1 protein-coding gene is annotated in these 1,591 nt (G+C 64.9%); it reads left to right on the top strand.

Annotated features, from left to right (window positions below; all coding sequences use genetic code 11):
* Positions 1 to 225: 225 nt before the first annotated feature.
* Positions 226 to 1,591 (top strand): IS110 family RNA-guided transposase (locus tag HMPREF0591_RS29715; RefSeq protein WP_007172587.1); only part of this gene is annotated, 1,366 nt, incomplete at its 3' end.

Here is a 1,591-nt window from a genome sequence, read left to right as displayed (position 1 = left end):
CCCCACCGACATTTAGGTTTAGTGGGCGTCCGCGGACGGCGCGAGCCCACCGACCGGAACATCTTGGTGATTCCTGATTTTTGAGTGGCTGTCCGAGGGCGCGTCTCGGGTGCCGACTGGTGTCTCTATTCGGGAACTTGGAGCCGCTGGAGAGCGGACTTCTACTTACGGAATGTCTGGGCCATGCCCGTCGGAGCCGGGGACTGACCTGGATCCGTCGAAAGGATGTGCGTGGAACTGATATTGGGTATCGACCTGGCCTGCCGGGCTGCTCACCAAGCATCGCTGGCTCGCCCTGATGGGACGTTCGTATGGACCGGACGAAAGTTCTTCAGCCGACCCGCCGAACTTGAGAAACTTTGGAAGGCGATCGAGCTCGGCAAGCAAGACACGCTGCGCGTCGTGATGGAGCCGACCCGCAACGCATGGGCCCCGCTCGCATCGTGGTTTCGCCACCGCGGCGCCCGGATCTCGATGGTGCCCACCACCCAGTCGGCAGACCTGCGCGCCTACTACTCCAAACACACCAAAAACGATCGTCTGGATTCCAGGCTGCTGGCCCGACTGCCGCTGCTGCACCCCGAAGGGCTGCGCGAGCACACCGGTGACGGTCCGGCCGAACCGCTGCGACGGGTCGTCAAAATCCGCTCCTCGATTGTCAAACGCCGCACCGCGGTCTTCCAGCGACTCGACGCCCAACTCGAGCTGCTCGGGCCGGCCTGGTACGACGCCCTGGGATCCAACTACGGCAAGGCCGCACTGGCGCTGCTCGCCCGCTACGGCGACCCCCACAGCCTGATCCGTCTCGGACACGCCCGGCTGACCCGGTTCCTGATCCGCCATTCTCGCGGCGCCTGGCGTGAACCCCACGCCACCATGCTGTTGACCGCTGCCCAAGAATCACTGCAGCTGTGGGGATCTGGCGCGGATGCCCGCATCGACTTCGCCGAACTGGCCGCCGATATCGCCACCGAGGCCGAACAAGCTCAGATGCTCACCGAGCAGATCGACGACCTCGACGAGCGCTGCGCCAACCTCTACGCCGAGGCCGACCCCACCGCAATCATCGCCTCAGCACCCGGCGTTGGGCCCGTCACCTGCGCCATCATCGCCGGCCGCATCGGCGACCCGCACCGATTTCATTCCCTGGCCGCGATCCGCGCCTATTCGGGTCTCGTTCCCAAGCTCAGCCAGTCCGGACAAGCCGAACACCAGCACGGGCTCACCAAAGCTGGCGACCCGCTACTGCGTGAAGCCCTCTTCAACGCCGCCGACCAGGCCCGCAAAATTGATCCGCAACTGGCCGCAAAATACCAACGCCTGATGAGCACCGAGCGACACCACGACTCAGCGATCTGCCACATCGCCACCATCCTGCTCACCCGCATTGCCACCTGCTGGCGCACCGGCCAGCACTACGTTCTGCGCGACACCGACGGCCGCCCGGTCACCGAGGAGGAAGGCCGCCGCACCATCCGCACCCACCACACCGTCGACAAGAAGACCCGCATCAACGCTGCTAGCAAGCGTTACTCACAACGCCAGAAAGGCAGGACAGGCCGGGAACAACAGGAGTCGCCAAGCGCTCCAA

Origin of the sequence: Mycobacterium parascrofulaceum ATCC BAA-614 (assembly GCF_000164135.1) — a bacterium.
Lineage (GTDB): Bacteria > Actinomycetota > Actinomycetes > Mycobacteriales > Mycobacteriaceae > Mycobacterium > Mycobacterium parascrofulaceum.
This window is presented reverse-complemented; position numbering and strand designations above follow the sequence as displayed.